The 15201-nt window shown below is 68.4% G+C and carries 14 protein-coding genes; 12 read left to right on the top strand and 2 right to left on the bottom strand.

The features are described from left to right. The 12 genes from CMO28_RS02760 to CMO28_RS02815 all read left to right on the top strand — a co-directional run. The coding region (locus CMO28_RS02760) for a dipeptide ABC transporter ATP-binding protein (protein ID WP_296709251.1) at positions 1-1339 on the top strand (1339 nt) is incomplete at its 5' end. Between the two features lie 117 nt (positions 1340-1456). Next, the gene (locus CMO28_RS02765) at positions 1457-2995 is read left to right on the top strand and encodes an ABC transporter substrate-binding protein (RefSeq protein WP_296709254.1); all 1539 of its coding nucleotides are present in this window, start codon (positions 1457-1459) and stop codon (positions 2993-2995) included. 280 nt (positions 2996-3275) lie between these two features. Beyond that, positions 3276-4199: an ABC transporter permease gene (locus CMO28_RS02770; protein ID WP_014746240.1), complete on the top strand. Its 924-nt coding sequence runs from the start codon at positions 3276-3278 to the stop codon at positions 4197-4199. Between the two features lie 12 nt (positions 4200-4211). Next, positions 4212-5057 (top strand): ABC transporter permease, encoded by an 846-nt coding sequence (locus CMO28_RS02775; RefSeq protein WP_296709264.1) that lies wholly within the window; start codon positions 4212-4214, stop codon positions 5055-5057. 99 nt (positions 5058-5156) lie between these two features. Further along, entirely contained in the window at positions 5157-6908 is a 1752-nt protein-coding gene (locus CMO28_RS02780) for a M14 family zinc carboxypeptidase (RefSeq protein WP_296709266.1), read from the top strand. A 117-nt stretch (positions 6909-7025) separates the two neighbouring features. Then, positions 7026-7925: a metal ABC transporter substrate-binding protein gene (locus CMO28_RS02785; protein WP_296709269.1), complete on the top strand. Its 900-nt coding sequence runs from the start codon at positions 7026-7028 to the stop codon at positions 7923-7925. Between the two features lie 20 nt (positions 7926-7945). After that, positions 7946-8860, top strand: a complete 915-nt coding sequence (locus CMO28_RS02790; protein WP_296709272.1) for a manganese/iron ABC transporter ATP-binding protein — start codon at positions 7946-7948, stop codon at positions 8858-8860. Continuing rightward, on the top strand, positions 8857-9717 hold the full coding sequence (locus CMO28_RS02795) for a metal ABC transporter permease (protein ID WP_296709276.1): 861 nt from the start codon (positions 8857-8859) through the stop codon (positions 9715-9717). Before CMO28_RS02790 ends, CMO28_RS02795 begins: the two co-directional genes overlap by 4 nt. Then, the gene (locus CMO28_RS02800) at positions 9714-10526 is read left to right on the top strand and encodes a metal ABC transporter permease (protein ID WP_296709279.1); all 813 of its coding nucleotides are present in this window, start codon (positions 9714-9716) and stop codon (positions 10524-10526) included. Before CMO28_RS02795 ends, CMO28_RS02800 begins: the two co-directional genes overlap by 4 nt. Before the next feature lie 86 nt (positions 10527-10612). Beyond that, complete coding sequence (locus CMO28_RS02805; protein WP_296709281.1) at positions 10613-11218, top strand: LuxR C-terminal-related transcriptional regulator; 606 nt, start codon at positions 10613-10615, stop codon at positions 11216-11218. Positions 11219-11220: 2 nt separating this feature from the next. Next, a complete protein-coding gene (locus CMO28_RS02810) occupies positions 11221-13017 on the top strand; it encodes a sensor histidine kinase (RefSeq protein WP_296709285.1) in 1797 nt (598 codons plus the stop codon). Positions 13018-13145: 128 nt separating this feature from the next. Beyond that, positions 13146-14315, top strand: a complete 1170-nt coding sequence (locus CMO28_RS02815) for a hypothetical protein (protein WP_296709288.1) — start codon at positions 13146-13148, stop codon at positions 14313-14315. On the opposite strand, the gene CMO28_RS02820 is transcribed toward CMO28_RS02815, so the two are convergent. Together CMO28_RS02820 and CMO28_RS02825 are read right to left on the bottom strand one after the other, a co-directional pair. Beyond that, positions 14308-14835, bottom strand: coding sequence for a GNAT family N-acetyltransferase (locus CMO28_RS02820; protein WP_296709290.1), 528 nt, complete (start codon positions 14833-14835; stop codon positions 14308-14310). The two genes, CMO28_RS02815 and CMO28_RS02820, sit on opposite strands and share 8 nt — an antisense overlap. After that, positions 14823-15143: a DUF1778 domain-containing protein gene (locus CMO28_RS02825; RefSeq protein WP_156502970.1), complete on the bottom strand. Its 321-nt coding sequence runs from the start codon at positions 15141-15143 to the stop codon at positions 14823-14825. The genes CMO28_RS02820 and CMO28_RS02825 overlap by 13 nt, the downstream gene beginning before the upstream one ends. Positions 15144-15201: the final 58 nt, after the last annotated feature.

Consider the following 15201-nt stretch of genomic DNA (forward strand, 5'->3'; position numbering starts at 1 on the left):
GCGCCAGCGGGTGATGATCGCCATGGCGCTGGCCTGCCGGCCGAAACTGCTGATCGCCGACGAGCCGACCACGGCGCTCGACGTCACCATCCAGGCCCAGATCCTGTCGATCATCCGCGACCTGCAGAAGAAGCTGGGCATGGCGGTGATCTTCATCACCCACGATATGGGCGTGGTGGCCGAAATCGCCGACCGGGTGGTGGTGATGTGGCGCGGCCGCAAGGTCGAGGAAGGCCCGGTGGAGGAGATTTTCGCCCGCCCCGCCCATGCCTATACCCGGGCCCTGCTGTCGGCCGTGCCGGCGCTGGGTTCCATGACCGGCGAGCCCTTCCCCAAGCGCCTGCCGCTGACGGTGATGGATGGCGAGCAGTCGCGGGTGGTGGGCGTCGAAACCGTCCAGGACACCGCCCGGTACGACCAGGCGCCGATCCTGAGCCTGCGCGGGCTGGAGGCGCGCTTCGACGTGCGCCGCAACCTGCTTGGCCGGGTCACCCATCGGGTGCACGCGGTGGAAGGCGTCGATCTGGATCTCTGGCCGGGCGAGACCCTGTCGCTGGTGGGCGAAAGCGGGTCGGGCAAGTCGACCATCGGCCGCACCATCCAGCAGCTTCAGGACCCGACCGGCGGCGAGGTGCGTTTCGAAGGCCGGCCGATGTCGGAGATGTCGGCCCATGAACGCCGCAGGCTGCGCCGCCAGGTGCAATACGTCTTCCAGGACCCCTTCGCCTCGCTCGACCCGCGCCGGACCGTCGGCTTCTCGATCGCCGAGCCGATCACCACCCACGGGCTGATCGACGGCGCGAAGGCCATCCGCAGCCGGGTCGCCGAACTGCTGGAGCGGGTGGGGCTGAAACCGGAATTCGCCGACCGCTATCCGCATGAATTCTCGGGCGGGCAGCGCCAGCGGATCTGCATCGCCCGCGCGCTTGCCTCGAAGCCCCGGCTGATCATCGCCGACGAGGCGCTTTCGGCACTGGACGTCTCGGTCCAGGCGCAGATCATCAACCTGATGATGGAATTGCAGGCCGAAGAGGGGCTAGCCTATCTGTTCATCAGCCACGACATGGCGGTGGTGGAAAAGATCAGCCATCGGGTGGCGGTGCTCTATCTGGGCCAGATCGTCGAGATCGGCTCGCGCGCCGCGGTGTTCGAACGCCCGATGCACCCCTATACCCGCAAGCTGCTCTCGGCCGTGCCGGTCGCCGATCCGACCCGACGCCCCGACCGGCCGATGCTCGACGGCGAGATCCCGAGCCCGGTGCGCCGGGTCGGCGATGCGCCCCGGATCCTCTCCCTCAAATCCGTGGCCCCCGACCACAAGGTCGCCGAAACGGCATGAACCGTGCCCGCATCAAGGGCCGGGGCCACGTCCTGACCAGCAGCCGACCCGATCTTCCCATCCGACCGGGCCGGCCCTGAGGCCAACGTCCACTCGCATTCCACGCGGAGACGACGCATGAGACATCTCCAGACCACGAAACGCCTGCTGCTGACCGCGGCGCTGGCGGCGGCCCTGCCCTTCGGCATGGCCGCATCCGCCTCTGCCGCCGGCACCCTGACGCTGTCTTCCCCCCAGGATCCCGGCAGCTGGGACCCGATCGACACCTTCCTGGTCAACTGGTCGTCGGTTGCAACCAATGTCTATGAAGGCCTGGTCTATCGCACCCCCGACCTGAAGATCGTCCCGGCGCTCGCCACCAGTTGGGAGGTTCTGGACGAGGGCAAGCGGCTGCGCTTCAAGCTGCGCGACGGCGTCACCTTCCACAATGGCGAGCCCTTCACCGCCGAAGCGGTGAAGTTCACCTTCGACCGCCTGCTGGGCGAGGAAGGCAAGAAGGGCCCGCAGCGTTCCAACTATGCGGTCATCGACCGGGTCAACGTCATCGACGACCACACCGTCGACCTGGTGTTGAAGCAGCCCGATCCGGTGCTGATCACCAAGCTCGCCGGCTATGGCGCGATGATCGTGCCGCCGAAGTACACGGCCGAGCACGACGAGGCCTATGTCAACGCCCATCCCGTCGGCACCGGCCCGTTCCGCATGACCGCCTATGACCCCAAGGTCTCGGTCACGCTGGAGCCCTTCGCCGACTATTGGGACGGCGCGCCCGCCCTCGACAAGGTCACCTACCGCTTCATCGCCGAGCCCGCGACCGCGGTTGCCGAGCTTCAGGCCGGCCGCGTCGACGTGGTGATCCCGCCGACCATCCCGATCTCGATGGTCGACACCATCAAGGCCGATGCGAACCTGAACCTGGTCAGCGTCACCAGCCCCACCGTCTATGCGCTGCGCTTCAACACCCGCGACGGCATCACCGCCGATCCGCGCGTGCGCAAGGCGATGATCATGGCGGTGGACCGCGGCACGATCATCGATGCCATCCTGGGCGGCCAGGCCAAGCAGATCGCAAGCTTCCAGTCCGAGCTGTCCTTCGGCTACGACCCGAACATGAAGCCGCTGCCCTTCGATCAGGCGAAGGCGAAAGAGCTGCTGAAGGAGGCCGGCGTGAAGCCGGGCGCCGAGGTGCAGATCGACATCCGCGGCAACGACGCCACCTTCGCCGAGGTGTCGCAGGCGGTCGCCAGCTATCTGGGCATGGTCGGCATCAACGCCACCATCAAGCCCTACGAGACCAATGTGCTGCTGAACGACATCATCCCGCAGGGCAAGACCGGCGCGATGTTCCAGCAGAAATGGGGCGGCTGGACGCTCGACTACGACAACACCGCCTATCTGATGTACCACACCGGCGAGCGCTGGAACCCCTATGACAGCGATCCCAAGCTGGATGCGCTGCTGGAGCGTCAGCGGTCGATGACCGACGCCCCGGCACGCGAGAAGGTGCTGCACGGCATCGCCGCCTATGCCGCCGACCGGGCGCTGGAAATGCCGCTGTTCAACCTGAACGAAATCTACGGTGTCTCCAAGCGGGTGAAGGGCTTCGTGGCCCCGCCGGACAACCGCATCCGCCTGACCGGCGTGACGGTGGAGTGAGTCGTTAGTTTAGTCCCTCGCCGGGCGGGCGCTACCGCGCCCTTGGCCGCCGCCTCAATGGCGAGAGTCTGTTTGGCCCTCGCCGGGCGGGCGCTACCGCGCCCTTGGCCGCCGCCTCAATGGCGGCTTTGGTGGCCGGTTCCCGGCCACCGCCTGAACACGACTGATGCCGTGTTCCTGTGCCTGGGCGGGCGTTCCGTCCGGCGGGGTGCCTTCCTGGATCTGCCGGGCCTTCGGGTCCGGCGGGTCTTTCGTCGATCCATCCTCCGGAGGCTGACCCTTGGCCGGCTTTCTCCTCAAGCGCCTGTTGCAGGCGATCTTCGTCCTCTTCGCCGTGACGCTGACGGTGTCCTTCGCGATCCGCCTGACCGGCGATCCGGCGCTGATGCTGGCGCAGGGGGCGGGCAGCGTCACCCAGGAGGATCTCGACAACATCCGCCAGGCGCTGGGCCTGAACGAGCCCTTCCTGTCGCAATATCTCGATTTCGTCACCGGCCTCGTCACCGGCGATCTGGGTCGCAGCTTCCTGGGCGGCACCTCGGTCTCTCTGCTGGTTTCCAAGGCGCTGCCGGCGACGCTGGCGCTGGCCTTCACCTCGATGATCGTCTCGATCGCGCTCTCGATCCCGCTCGGCATCCATGCCGCGGTCAATCGTGGCCGGCCGGCCGATCAGGTGATCCGCATCCTGTCGCTGACCGGCCTGTCTTTCCCGAATTTCTGGCTGGCGATCATGCTGGTGCTGGTCTTCTCGATCACGCTGCGCTGGCTGCCGCCCTCGGGCATGGACGGGATCCTGAGCTTCGTGATGCCCGCCGTCACCATGGGCATCATCCTGACCGCGACCAATGTCCGCCTGGTGCGCACCGCCATGCTGGAAACGCTGCGCGCCCAGTATGTCCAGGTCGCCCGTGCCAAAGGGTTGAGCGAGAGCAAGGTGCTCTACAAGCATGCGCTCAGGAACTGCGCCATTCCGCTGATCACCTATTTCGGCCTCCAGTTCGGCGGGCTGCTCGGCGGCATCGTGGTGATCGAGCGGGTGTTCAACTGGCCGGGCCTTGGCACGCTCGCCTTCGATGCCGTCGCCGGGCGCGACTATCCGGTGCTGCAGGCGGTGATCACCGTGCTCGCCCTGCTCATCGTCGCGATCAACCTGCTGGTCGACATCGCCTATGGCCTGGTCGACCCGCGCATCCGCACCCGCTAGGAGACGAGACCCATGGCACGCGCCCGCACGCATAAAAGCGGCCCGCAGCTGGAGCTGGTCCTCGGCCTCCTGCTGGCCGGCGGCATGACCGCCGCGGTGCTGCTCTCGCCGCTGCTCTTCCCCGATGGCGGCGAGAAGATCAACCTGATGGCCCGGCTGACCCTGCCCTTCCAGACCTGGGCCCATCCGCTCGGCACCGATCCGCTGGGCCGCGACGTGCTCGCCCGGGTGATCACCGGCGGCAAGATCTCACTGCTGGTCGGCTTCACCTCGGTGGTGGGCGCGGTGGTGATCGGCGTGGTGATGGGCCTGGTCGCGGGCTATTACCGCGGCTTCTGGGACATGGTGGTGATGCGCTTCGCCGATGTGCAGCTGGCGCTGCCCTTCATCCTGCTCGCCATCACCTTCATCGCCATCGTCGGCGGCGGGCTCACCAACACCATCATCCTGCTGATCGCGGCCCAATGGGTGCAGTACGCCCGCCTGGTCCGCGGCTCGGTGCTTTCCCTGGTCGACCGCGAATTCATCCATGCCGCCCGCGCGATCGGCGTGCGCGATGCGAAGATCCTGTTCATCCATCTGCTGCCCAATCTGGCGGGGCCGGTCGTGGTGCTGATGACCCTGAACGTCGCCACCAACATCCTGCTCGAAAGCTCGCTCACTTTCCTCGGCCTCGGCGTCGATCCGACCATTCCCAGCTGGGGCGGCATGCTCGCCGACGGCCGCACCTATCTGCAGAACGCCTGGTGGGTCAGCGTCTTCCCCGGTCTCGCCATCCTGCTGACCGTGCTGGGCCTGAACCTGCTGGGCGACTGGCTGCGCGACCGCCTCGACCCCACCGGCCGCACCCAGGCCTGACCCGGATCTGGCCTGACCCGGATCTGGCCTGACCCGGATCTGGCCTGACCCGGATCTGGCCTGGCCGGGCCACCACCACCTCCTCTCCCGGAGCCGGACATGACGCTGCTCATCGACCAGACCTTCGAGCGCACCCTCGACCGGCTGCTCGCCACCTACGCCACCCCCGACTGGCGGGGCGCCAGCCTGGACGCCTGGCTGTTCGAGGATGCCGGCCAGCGCCGCGCCGCCGAGGCGCGGTTCCGGGCGGCGGGGGTCGATGCCCGGCTGCACCCGGCCTACAAGCCGCTGATCGGCTTCTTCGTCGAGGACGCCCGCGCCACGGGCCCCTTCACCCGGGTCGAACTCGGCTATCCGGTGGTGCCCGAGGCGGGCGAGAACCGCTTCCGGCTGGAGGCCTATCCGCTGGCCGGCATGATCGGCGATGCCCGGCTGGATCTGGTGCCCGAAGCCGTGGCGGCGGGCGCCATGCCCGCTTACCGGCTGCGGCTGGAAGCGGCCGATGGCAGCCTCACCGACCTCACTTTGCCCGCCCCCAACCATCTGGCGGAAGATCATGCAGGCGAAATGCGGCTGTCGCCGACCGGCTGGCTGAAACTGGCCCATCCCGATGGCCGGCGGATCGACCAGCGGCTGGAAACCGAGTACGAGGCGCTGTTTCACCGCGCCATGGCGGTGATCGCGGCCTGGGACTGGGGCGCGGACGAACCCTTCTTCGAGACGCTTGAGATCCGCGTCGAGCTGCCCGGCGCCGATACGCGCCTGCCGGTCGGCGAGGAGGTGATCAGCCTGCACGAGGCGCTGCACGAGGAGCTGTATTTCTCGCTGCTGGAACATTTCCAGCGCCGGTCCGGCCGGCCGATCGGTGCCCGCGACCTTCAGCCCGGCCGGATCCTGCCCGAGATCCGCGGCTCGGACGGGCTGGTCCGGCTGGTGATCGAGACCCGGCCGCTGGATACCGGCGAGGCCGACTGGCCCGACCAGCCGCTGCATCAGGCCGAGGCCCCCTTCGGCATGGCCCAGATCAGGGCGGAACTCGACCGGATCGGCGGCGAGATCTTCGTCGCCGGATCCCGCGCAGGCCGGCCGGTGCTTGCCCGCCATCGCCAGGGCAGCGATCATCCGGTGATGATCAGCGGCGGCCAGCACGCCAACGAGGTCTCGGGCGTCGCCGGTGCGATCCGTGCCGCCGCCCTGCTCGCCGATCGCCCGACCGCGCATTTCACCATCGCCCCGGTCGAAAACCCCGACGGCTATGCCATGCACCGCCGGCTGACCCGAAGCCAGCCCGACCATATGCATCATGCGGCGCGCTACACCGCACTCGGCGACGACCTCGAGTATCGTGGCCAGACCGGGCCGCTCTACGAGGCTGCGATCCGGGTGGAGGCACGGGCGCGGACCGGTGCCGACCTGCATCTCAACCTGCACGGCTACCCGTCCCATGAATGGACCCGGCCGCTGACCGGCTATGTGCCGCGCGGTTTCGAGATGTGGACGGTGCCCAAGGGCTTCTTCCTGATCCTGCGCCATCATCCGGGCTGGGAAGACCGGGCCCGCCGGCTGCTGACCCGGGTGACCGCCGAACTTGCCCGCCTGCCGGAGCTGGCGGCCCTCAATGCCCGGCAGATCGCGCTTTACGAAATCCATGCCGGCCGGCTGGGCTTCGAGGTGATCGACGGCTTCCCCTGCATGGTCTCGGAACAGCCGACCCAGGTGCCCGTCGTCACGCTGATCACCGAATATCCCGACGAAACCGTCTATGGCGCGGCCTTCCGGCTGGCCCATGAGGCCCAGACCCGGGCAGTGCTGGCCGCCTATGACGCCTGGCAGGAGATTGCGGGGGCCTGAGCCCCCGCCGCTTTCGGGTGCGACACCCGTCATATATTTAAGAATAATTCTAACTTGCAAATCCTGCCCAGAAGCGTAGATCTGAGAATGCGTATCATTCTCTGATGAGGCCCCGCCATGGGCATGCGTTCCATCGCCGCCGTTCTGCTCGCCCTCGTGATGTCGGGCGCTGCGGCCCTGCCGGCACAGGCGGCAGAGAAGCTGAAGGTGCTGACCACCTTCACGGTGATCGCCGACATCGCCGCCAATGTCACGGGCGATGCGGCCGAAGTGGTGTCGATCACCAGGCCCGGTGCCGATATCCATACCTACAGCCCCACCCCCGGCGACATCCGCCGGGCCCTGGGGGCGGGGCTGGTGCTGCGCAACGGGCTCAACCTCGAACTCTGGTTCGAGAAATTCCTGCGCACCCTGGGCGAGGTGCCGGCCGCGACCGTCTCGGACGGCATCAGCCCGATCGGCATCACGGAGGGCCCCTATGAGGGCAAGCCCAACCCGCATGCCTGGATGTCGCCCGAAGCGGTGAAGATCTATGTCGCCAATATCCGCGACGCCCTCTCGGCCGCCGATCCGGACCACGCCGCAGCCTATGCCGCCAATGCCGCCGCCTATGCAGCCCGGATCGATGCGGTGGCGGCACCGATCCGCGAACGGCTGGCGGCCCTGCCGCCGGACCGGCGCTGGCTGGTGACCAGCGAGGGCGCCTTTTCGTATCTCGCCCGCGATTTCGGGCTGAAGGAAGCCTGGATCTGGCCGATCAATGCCGATGGTCAGGGCACGCCCCAGCAGGTCCGCCGGGTGATCGATACGGTGCGGGCGCACGGGATCCCGGTCGTGTTCTCGGAAAGCACCGTCTCGCCCGATCCCGCCCGTCAGATCGCCCGCGAGACGGGCGCGCGCTATGGCGGCGTGCTCTATGTCGACACGCTGACCGACGCCGACGGGCCGGTACCGACCTATCTGGACCTGCTTCGCGTCACCGCCGGCCGCATCGCCGACGAACTTTCCCGCCCCTGATCCGACAGGATGCCCGTGCGATGACCCCGTCCTTTCCCCGCACCGCCGCCCGCGCCCGCACCCGTTTCCCCGAAACCGTCGCCGGTATCGAGGTCGAGGGCGTCACCGTCACCTATCGCAACGGCCTGACCGCGCTCCGCGATGCCGGCTTCCGCATCCCGCCCGGCAGCATCACGGCGCTGGTCGGCGTCAACGGTGCCGGCAAATCCACCCTGTTCAAGGCGATCATGGGGCTGGTCCGGCCGCGAGGCGGGCGGATCAGCATTCTGGGCCGGCCCGCCGCCCAGGCGCTCAAGGCCAATCTGGTCGCCTATGTGCCGCAGAGCGAGGAGGTCGACTGGACCTTTCCGGTGCTGGTGGAGGATGTGGTCATGATGGGCCGCTACGGCCATATGGGGCTGATGCGCCGGGCCAGGCCGCGCGATCATGCCGCCGTCGCGGCCGCACTCGACCGGGTCGGCATGACCGCCTTCCGCCGCCGCCAGATCGGCGAGCTGTCGGGCGGGCAGAAGAAGCGGGTCTTCCTGGCCCGCGCCATCGCCCAGGATGCCCGCGTCATCCTGCTCGACGAACCCATGACCGGGGTCGATGTCGGCACCGAAGACCAGATCATCGCCCTGCTCGAAGCCCTGCGCGACGAAGGCCGGGTGATGCTGGTCTCGACCCATAATCTGGGCAGCGTGCCCGAATTCTGCGACCGCTGCGTGCTGGTGAAGGGCACGGTGCTCGCCGCGGGGCCGACGGCCGAGGTCTTCACCCGCCGTAATCTGGAAGCGGCTTTCGGCGGCGCGCTCCGCCATGTGGTGCTGGAAGCGGCCGGTGCCGACGGCCGGTCGCTGGGCGTGATCACCGATGACGAGCGGCCGCTGCTGCTGCGCAGCGGCCGTACCACCACCCGCCGCGACGGATCGGGAGATGTGGAGGTGGCGCGATGACCACCCTGCTCGCCCCCTTCGCCTATGACTACATGGTCAACGCGATCTGGGTCTCGGCCCTGGTCGGCGGGGTCTGCGGCCTGCTCTCGTGCTATCTGATGCTGAAGGGCTGGTCGCTGATCGGCGATGCGCTCTCCCACGCCATCGTGCCGGGCGTGGCCGGCGCCTGGATGATCGGTCTGCCCTTCTCGCTCGGGGCCTTCCTGGCCGGCGGGCTCGCGGCCGGCGCGATGCTGTTCATCCGCCGCCGCAGCCGCCTGAAAGAGGATGCGGTGATCGGGCTGATCTTCTCGGCCTTCTTCGGGCTGGGCCTGTTCATGGTCTCGGTCTCGCCGGTCCCGGTGGATGTGCAGGCGATCGTGCTCGGCAACATCCTGGCGGTGACGCCGGCAGATACCCTTCAGCTCGTGTTGATCTCGGCCGTCACCCTGGCCGTGCTGGCGGTGACCTGGAAGGACCTGATGGTGGTGTTCTTCGACGAGGTCCATGCCCGCTCCGTCGGGCTGGCGGTCACCCGCCTGAAACTCATCTTCTTTACCCTGCTCGCCGCCGCAACCGTGGCCGCCCTCCAGACGGTCGGCGCCTTTCTGGTCATCTCCCTGGTGGTGGCACCCGGTGCAACCGCCTTCCTGCTCACCGACCGCTTCCCAAGGCTGCTGATCATCGCCGGCCTGATCGGATCGCTCACCAGCCTGGCCGGCGCCTATGCCAGCTATTTCCTGGATGGCGCCACCGGCGGGATCATCGTGGTTCTGCAGACCCTCATCTTCCTGACCGCCTTCCTGTTCGCCCCGCGTCACGGGCTGATCGCCGCCCGGCGGCGGCGGATGTCGTCGGCCGAAGGGAGGGTCGCATGACCACCGCGATCGATCTGCTGATCACCCCCTTCCGCTTCGGCTTCATGGCCGACGCGCTGATCATCTCGCTGCTGGTGGCGGTGCCGGCGGCGCTGCTGTCGTGCTTTCTGGTGCTGAAGGGCTGGTCGCTGCTGGGCGATGCCATCTCCCATGCCGTGCTGCCGGGGGTGGTGATCTCCTATGCGCTGGGCCTGCCCTATGTCGCCGGCGCCTTTGCCGCCGGTCTCGCCTGTGCGGTGGGCACCGGCTATATCGGCGACCATTCCCGGGTGAAGCCCGATACGGTGATGGGCGTGGTCTATTCGGGCATGTTCGGCGCGGGGCTGGTGCTCTATGTCTGGATCCGCCCGGATGTGCATCTGGACCACATCCTGTTCGGCGACATGCTGGGGGTCGCGCGTGCCGACATCCTGCTGACCGGCGGGATCGCACTGGTGACCACCGCGGCGATCGCCGTCAAATGGCGCGACCTGCAGCTCCATGCCTTCGATCCGGTGCAGGCACGCGCGGTCGGGCTGCCGACCCGGCTTCTGCATTACGGCCTGCTCTGCCTGATTTCGGCAACGGTGGTCGGCGCCCTGGCCGCCGTCGGCATCATCCTGGTCATCGCCCTGCTGGTCACCCGCAGCCTGGGGCGGATGCTGCTGGTCGCCGTGGCGGTGGCCGCCGGCGCCTCGGCAGCGGGCCTCATCGCCGCCTTCTATATCGATGCGGCACCGGCGCCGACCATCGTGCTGCTGCTGGCGGCCGGCTTCGTGGCGGCCTTCGCCATATCGGGTCAACGGGCGGCGATCGCGGCACGCGGCTGACATGGCGCCGTCTGCGGCGCCCGGCTATTCTGGGCATCGTGCGGCCCACCCGGTGCCGCGACCAGGACCCGGGGTGCGGCGCGCGCATGAAGCTTCTTCTCGCCGATGATCACGAGATCTTCCGCGATGGCATCCGCATGCTGATCGAGGCGCGCACCCCGCACCGCATCGTCTGCGAGACGGCATCGGGGAGCGAGATCGGCCGGCTGGTCCAGACCCATGCCCCCGATCTGGCGGTGCTGGATTATCAGATGCCGGGGGCCGAGATCACCGCGGTGACCGCCTGGCTGAAGAAGCGGTTTCCGGCGATCAAGGTCGTGATCCTGACCGGCGCCACCTCGGGCGTGCTGCATGCAAGGCTGGTCGAAGCGGGGGCCGATGCCGTGCTGCCCAAGGCGGGTGATGCCGAAACCCTGCTGAAGGCGCTGGAGGCGGTCGCCGCCGGCCGGCAGGTGCTGCCCCAGGCGATCCGCGAGGGGATCGCGGCGGGGGCAGAGGCGCTGTCGCTCACCCAGCGCGAATACCAGGTGCTGCGGCTGGTCTGCCAGGGGCTGGGCAATGCCGAGATCGCCGCCCGCTTCAACCTGTCGGACCGGACCATCGCCAAGCATCGCGAGAACCTGTTCCGCAAGCTCGGCGTCGGCAGCGCCGCCCAGGCGATCAACCGCGCCATCGAACTGGGGCTGATCTGACCATGGCGGCCGGGATGCTGCGGCTGCTGACGATGATCCCGGCCCTGCTGCCGCTCGTCTTCGCCGCCGCGGCCGCCGCGGCCGCCGCCTCGCCCGCAACCGGGCCGCTGCGCTGGATCACCCTGCCGGTCGAGACGGCGGTGCCGGGGGATGCGGTGGCGGGGGAGGCGGCGGCGGGGGATTTCGTGATGAGCTTCGGGGTTGCCGATGCCGAAGCGCTGATCGTCCGGCTCGACCATGGCGGGGAAAGCCGCCTGCTGCTGGTCCAGACCCCCGACAGCAACTTCGCCACCCGCCCGATCGCGGCACCGATGCTGGCCATGCCCGTGCAGCTTCCGCCCGGCATCTCGACACTGGTGGTCGGCTACCGGCTGCATGCCGACACGCCCCTTCAACTCAGACTCCGCACGGCCGCGGATTACGACCACTGGCAGGCGACGCGGCATCTGCTCGACGGCGTGCTGCTCGGCCTGTTCGTGGCGATGATCGTGGTGGCGCTGCTGCATTTCTTCGCCCTGCGCAGCCCGGAATACCTGCTCTATGTCGCGACCTGCGGCATGGTGCTCGCCTTCCTGGCCCAGATCGGCGGCTATGGCTTCATGTATCTCTGGCCAGAGGCGCCGGGCTGGAACCAGGTGGCACCGATCCTGTTCATGGGCGGGGTGCAGCTCGCCCATCTGGCCTTCACCATCCGTCTGCTCGATCTGCGCCGGCGCGCGCCGCTTCTGCGCCGGGCCATGCTCCTGATCGTGGCGGCGGTGCCGGCAGGCTTCGCGGTCTTCTTCCTGACGGGGACGCTGACACCGCTTTTCGCGCTCTCGGTGCTCTACACGCCCCTGCTGCTGATCGCAGGTCTGGGGGCGGTGCGGGACGGGGTGGCCGGTGCCCGCTTCTTCCTGGCAGGTGCCGCCGCGCTGGTGCTGTTCGTGAACCTCGCCTTCGGGGCCGGGGTGGTGGGCGGGGTTCCGCTGCCCGGGGGCGATGTTTTCCTCTATCCCAAGCTCGGCTATCTGATCGAGGCCGCCTGTTTCGCCGGCGCCCTGGCCGACCGGCTGCGGGTGGCGCGGGCACAGGCCGAAACGGCGCTGCGGTTGCGGCTGATCGATGCCGAGGAACTCGCCCGCGCCGAGGCCGGGAAATACCAGGCGCTGCGCATCGCCCATGAGCGGCAGCTGGCGCTCGCCGCCTCGGGCCATGATCTCGCCCAGCCCCTGCAATCGATCCGCCTGGCCCTCACCGCCATGCGCGACGACGAGGAGAACCGCCGGATCCGGGCGCATATCGACCGGGCGCTCGACCTCACCCGGCTGATGATCGACGAGCTGATCCAGGGGGCCCGGCGCGCACCCGCCGTGCTGCCGCTGGATCTCGCCGAGGTGTTCGAGGATCTGGCCGAACGCCACGGCCCCCAGGCCGCGGCGCGGCGGATGCGGCTTCGCCTGGTGCCGACGACCGCCCGGGTCGAGGCCTCGCAGCTGGTGCTGACCCGGATCCTCGACAATCTGATCGGCAATGCACTGCGCTATGGCCGCAGCCGCGTGGTCGCCGGGGTGCGTCACCGGCCGGGTTTCCTGTCGATCGAAATCCACGACGACGGGCCGGGCATCAGCCCGGCAGAGCGCGACCGCCTGCTCGCCCCCTTCGTCCAGGGCGGCGGCCAGGCCGGGGCCGAGGGCTTCGGGCTCGGCCTGCACATCGTGCAGCGGCTGTCGGCCCAGTCCGGCTTCGGGCTCGACATCCGCGCGCGCCCCGGGCGGGGCAGCGTGTTCACGATCAGCATTCCCCGCACGCCCCGCTGAGCCGCGAAAACCGCGCCCGACCCCTGCGAATTACGCGCCTGAGCGTATTCATCGCCCCCGGCCCCGCGGCCTAGTCTGCCGCCATGACGACGCGACGGGCGTTGCGGGACAGACGGGGGACGAGAACGATGCTGAGTGACATCTGGCGGGGAATGGTGGCCCTTGCGGACTGGCGGGGCTGGCTGCGGATCGCAGCCGGGCGGCCCGAGGTCGACGTGGTGTTCATCACCAATCTGCGGGACGAGGCCGACCGGCGGCGCTTCTTCGGCCGCAAGGCGCCGGTATTGGGCCATGCCAACGGGCCGCGCATGCATCTGGACGGTGTCGCCGGCCGGGTGCGCGGCATCTATGTCACCGCGGCCGAGATGATGACCAGGGACGGCCGCCGCGAGGCCCGCGACCGCTTCATCGCCGCCTGCCAGTGGGCAGAGGCCCGCGGTGCCCGCACGGTGCTGCTCGCCGCCTCCACCAAGCGGCTGTTCGGCCGCGACGGCCGGGCGCTGAAGGAGATGTTCCCCAACCTGGTCTTCACCATCGGCGACAACGGCACCTCCAGCCTGCTGATCCGCGACGTCCGCGCCGCCCTGTCGCGGGCGGATCTCGCCCCCGGCCGGGCACGGGTGATGGTGATCTGCCCCTATGGCATTCTGGGCCGGATGATCACCCGCCGGCTGGTCGGCGACGGTTTCGAGGTGGTCGGCTATGGCGCCAACCCGGCCGCCCTGGCCGAGACCGCCTCGGATTTCGGCATCGCCACCACCACCGATCTCGACCGGGTGGGCCGGGTGGACGCGGTCGTGGCCTGCACCCATAACGACGCGTCGAAGCTGACGGCTGAGGGCATCGCGATGCTGCGCCGCCCCGGCCGCCGCCTGCTGGTGGTGGATGTGGCCGAGCCGGCCAATCTGGATCAGGCGGTTTACCAACGCCAGACGGCAGTGGTGGTGCGCCAGGATGCCGGCAACGGCCATGCCCGGGGGCTGCGCTATGTGCTGGGCGCCTTGTCGTGGCGCAAGCTCACCCTGTCGCGCGGCGTCATCTTCGGCTGCTTCGCCGAGGCCATGACCCTGCACCACGCCATCCACCGCCAGGGCCGCACCGACCTCGCCGCCCGCGACTGGTTCGTCATCGACGACGCCAACCTCGCCGAGGTCGAAACCCTGATGACCGGCATCGGCTTCGAACCCCCGGCACCACGCTGTTTCGGGCGGCCGGTGGAGAGTTTCCGGCTGGCGATCAAAGAGGCGGACGAGCTGCCCTCCTCAGCCTCTCCGACACTTCCAGTCAGCGTCAGCTGAAGGCCGCGATGACCGTCTCGATCGGAAGCAGGAGCAGGCGGCTTTCTTCCGGGTACTCGATGAAATCAGCGCAGTTCAGGTAGAAGCGCCTGGCGCGTTCGTCCTTCGCCTGTACGAGCACGGCACTTATGCCAAGGGTGCGAGATGCGGCGGCGATACGACCAAACGCGTCCAACAACAGATCGGCGCCGAGGCCCTGCCCGGCGTGATCCAGGCTGACCGCCAGACGGCCGATGATCGACACAGGTATCATGTCGGGGGCATTCCGACGCAGCTTGCCGGGAACGGCAGCACGCCCGAGAGCCCCCGCTGAAATGCAGTAATAGCCAACCACCTTCCGGCCGCGGCACATCACATAGGTTCTTGAGAAACGGCCTTCGTTGCGGAGGGCACGATGCCGCAGCCAGGCATCCAGCTCAGGCGTACCACAACTAAAAGTTGATAAATCATGCTCAGGGCTGAGGGGCTGGGGAGAGGTCAGCGCCTCTCCACCCTCGATCTCGCCGCCTATTTCTCCCATGCCGGTGTCCGCTTGACGAGTTTGCGGAGCTTCGGTCCGGGCGCGGGGGGATTGTCGAGCACCTGCAGAAAGGCGTCGTAACGCGCCGGATCGAGCAGAAAGAGCCGCTGGTCGAGGATCACGTCAATGGCAAGACTGCGGGCACTTTCGACCATGAACTCGGTGCGGGTCTTGCCCAGTGCCTGCGCTGCCTCGTCGATGAGCTGCCGGGTTCCGGCATCAATCCTGAGATTGATGCTGGCCTTGGTATCCGGCGCAGCGCCACGCTCCGCAACTGTGGTCGCGAAGGCATCCGGAGCATCATGCATGGCGGGTCTGCGGATCCTGGTCATAATCCGAATATGGCTCGGCGTATCTACATCGTCA

Source organism: Tistrella sp. (genome assembly GCF_002684955.1).
Lineage (GTDB): Bacteria > Pseudomonadota > Alphaproteobacteria > Tistrellales > Tistrellaceae > Tistrella > Tistrella mobilis.

What these genes read in the sequence shown, in the direction of transcription:
- CMO28_RS02810 (WP_296709285.1), top strand. Translation starts at nt 11,221, where the DNA reads ATGGCGGCCGGGATGCTGCGGCTGCTGACGATGATCCCGGCCCTGCTG.
- CMO28_RS02800 (WP_296709279.1), top strand. Translation starts at nt 9,714, where the DNA reads ATGACCACCGCGATCGATCTGCTGATCACCCCCTTCCGCTTCGGCTTC.
- CMO28_RS02805 (WP_296709281.1), top strand. Translation starts at nt 10,613, where the DNA reads ATGAAGCTTCTTCTCGCCGATGATCACGAGATCTTCCGCGATGGCATC.
- CMO28_RS02780 (WP_296709266.1), top strand. Translation starts at nt 5,157, where the DNA reads ATGACGCTGCTCATCGACCAGACCTTCGAGCGCACCCTCGACCGGCTG.
- CMO28_RS02775 (WP_296709264.1), top strand. Translation starts at nt 4,212, where the DNA reads ATGGCACGCGCCCGCACGCATAAAAGCGGCCCGCAGCTGGAGCTGGTC.
- CMO28_RS02825 (WP_156502970.1), bottom strand. Translation starts at nt 15,143, where the DNA reads ATGCATGATGCTCCGGATGCCTTCGCGACCACAGTTGCGGAGCGTGGC.
- CMO28_RS02815 (WP_296709288.1), top strand. Translation starts at nt 13,146, where the DNA reads ATGCTGAGTGACATCTGGCGGGGAATGGTGGCCCTTGCGGACTGGCGG.
- CMO28_RS02785 (WP_296709269.1), top strand. Translation starts at nt 7,026, where the DNA reads ATGGGCATGCGTTCCATCGCCGCCGTTCTGCTCGCCCTCGTGATGTCG.
- CMO28_RS02795 (WP_296709276.1), top strand. Translation starts at nt 8,857, where the DNA reads ATGACCACCCTGCTCGCCCCCTTCGCCTATGACTACATGGTCAACGCG.
- CMO28_RS02765 (WP_296709254.1), top strand. Translation starts at nt 1,457, where the DNA reads ATGAGACATCTCCAGACCACGAAACGCCTGCTGCTGACCGCGGCGCTG.
- CMO28_RS02790 (WP_296709272.1), top strand. Translation starts at nt 7,946, where the DNA reads ATGACCCCGTCCTTTCCCCGCACCGCCGCCCGCGCCCGCACCCGTTTC.
- CMO28_RS02820 (WP_296709290.1), bottom strand. Translation starts at nt 14,835, where the DNA reads ATGGGAGAAATAGGCGGCGAGATCGAGGGTGGAGAGGCGCTGACCTCT.